Raw genomic sequence first — 1,721 nt, 5'->3', positions numbered from 1 at the left:
GGTCAACCGGAACTTTGCTTCCACTATCGCCGCAGACTTGGATAAGGGCCTGCTGGTGGAGCTGGCCGAGCTCTACGCCCTGGATGCGGTGGACGACGCCGAACGGGCGCTGCTGGATGAGAAGGCCCTGACCGCTGATGCGCGCGAGGCCCAGCAGTGGGATACCCGCGTGCTGGCCGCCCGGCGCACCTTGGCGGAAATCTTCGCGGCCCATCCTGTGGTTCCGCCTAGCCACCTGCTGGATGAGGTGTTGCAGAGTGTGGGCGATCAGGAGGTCGGTGTCGGCCTGGTGGAGGGCATCTCCACTCACACCGAGGAGACGGAGAAGCGCACCCCGGTGATGAAGAAGTGGATGTTCATCGCCGGATTCCTCCTGGTGCTGCTGGTGGGCATCGTGGTGATCTACCGGGTCACCTCCGGGGTTGATGTCCAGTCGCTGGCGGAGAATGACCAGAACGCCGTCGTCGTGGAGGATTCCCTGGCCGATGGCGGGCAGATGCGTGCGGTGGTCTCCGAGGCGGAGAACGTGGCTTGGCTGGAGTTCAGCGATGTCCCGGATCTGGCGGAGGATGCCACCTATCAGGTGTGGCTGTTGCCGCATACCGGTGGTCAGCCGTCTTCGGTGGGCAACTTCGACGCCGATGAGCTCGAAGACGGTGTGGATGTCCGTGGCATCTCCCAGTACCGTCAGCTGCAGATCAGTGTGGAGTCCATTCGCGGGCAGGAACGGCCCACCGGCGCCGTCGTGGCAGATCTCCCGCTGCATTCTGAAGGTAGCGAGAACGACGGCGATACAGATGCTCCGGCTCCGGAAGAGGATGCCGCTGAAGACGAGGCGGGGAGCTAACAGACCCGCACGCAGGACCAGGATGCCCCCCGGGGCGGAAGAAGGAGGACCTCAACGATGACAGCCGATTTCACAACGTGTGACCTGTTCGACGCCGATGAGACGCTTCAGTCTGTCTCTCTGCAGCTGCTGGACTTGGGCGGTCGGCCACGGTTTAGCGGCGTGATCCGCACGATCTCCTGCTACCGGGACAACGGTCTGGTGAAGTCCGTGCTGAACTCTGTCGGTGAGGGCGCTGTACTGGTCGTTGATGGCGAGGGCTCCCTGGACTCAGCCCTGATGGGTGATCTGATTGCCGCTGCTGCCGTGGAGAACGGCTGGGCTGGGGTGGTCATCAATGGGGCGGTGCGAGACCGAGTGGAGCTGGCCAAGCTGCCGCTGGGGGTCAAAGCTCTGGGCAGCAACCCGCGAAAATCCGCAAAGGACGGTCGCGGAGAAGTGGATGTCCCGGTGGAGTTCGGCGGGGTGCAGTTTGTGCCAGGAAAACAGCTCTGGGCCGATGAGGACGGCATCCTGGTAGAGCCCGCCTGAATCGCGGCGGCCCCGTGAGCGCGGCACACCGCCCACGAGACTCCCCGGTGAGTGGTCACTCTGTCCGTTATCAGACGGAATTTCGCCGCTTGGGTTATAACGGACGAAGCGACCACTCAACCCACCCGAGACTTCCTCCCCGCCCGCGGGACCAGCTTTAGGCGTGAAGCTCGGCGTGAGCCCGCCGAGTGGAGCCGTGACGTCAGGGACCCGTGCATCCGCCGCGCGGAGGTGCGGGCCACGTCACGGCCGTGGCGGGGTTTCCCCGCCCGCGGGACTAGCTTTAGGCGTGAAGCTCGGCGTGAGCCGAGCGAGAGCGTGGCGGGGTTTCCCCGCCCGCGGG

At 65.0% G+C, this 1,721-nt stretch carries 2 protein-coding genes; both read left to right on the top strand.

Annotated elements, in window-relative coordinates:
• Positions 1-847 (top strand): anti-sigma factor domain-containing protein (locus tag TX78_RS13105; RefSeq protein ID WP_147640416.1); only part of this gene is annotated, 847 nt, incomplete at its 5' end.
• Between the two features lie 57 nt (positions 848-904).
• Complete coding sequence (gene rraA / locus TX78_RS04630; RefSeq protein ID WP_044494076.1) at positions 905-1,378, top strand: ribonuclease E activity regulator RraA; 474 nt, start codon at positions 905-907, stop codon at positions 1,376-1,378.
• Positions 1,379-1,721 lie beyond the last annotated feature (343 nt).

Origin of the sequence: Nesterenkonia massiliensis, from assembly GCF_000455245.1 — a bacterium.
Taxonomy (GTDB): Bacteria; Actinomycetota; Actinomycetes; order Actinomycetales; family Micrococcaceae; genus Nesterenkonia; species Nesterenkonia rhizosphaerae.
Note: the sequence above shows the minus strand (reverse complement) of the source record. Positions and strands in the feature narration are given on the sequence as shown.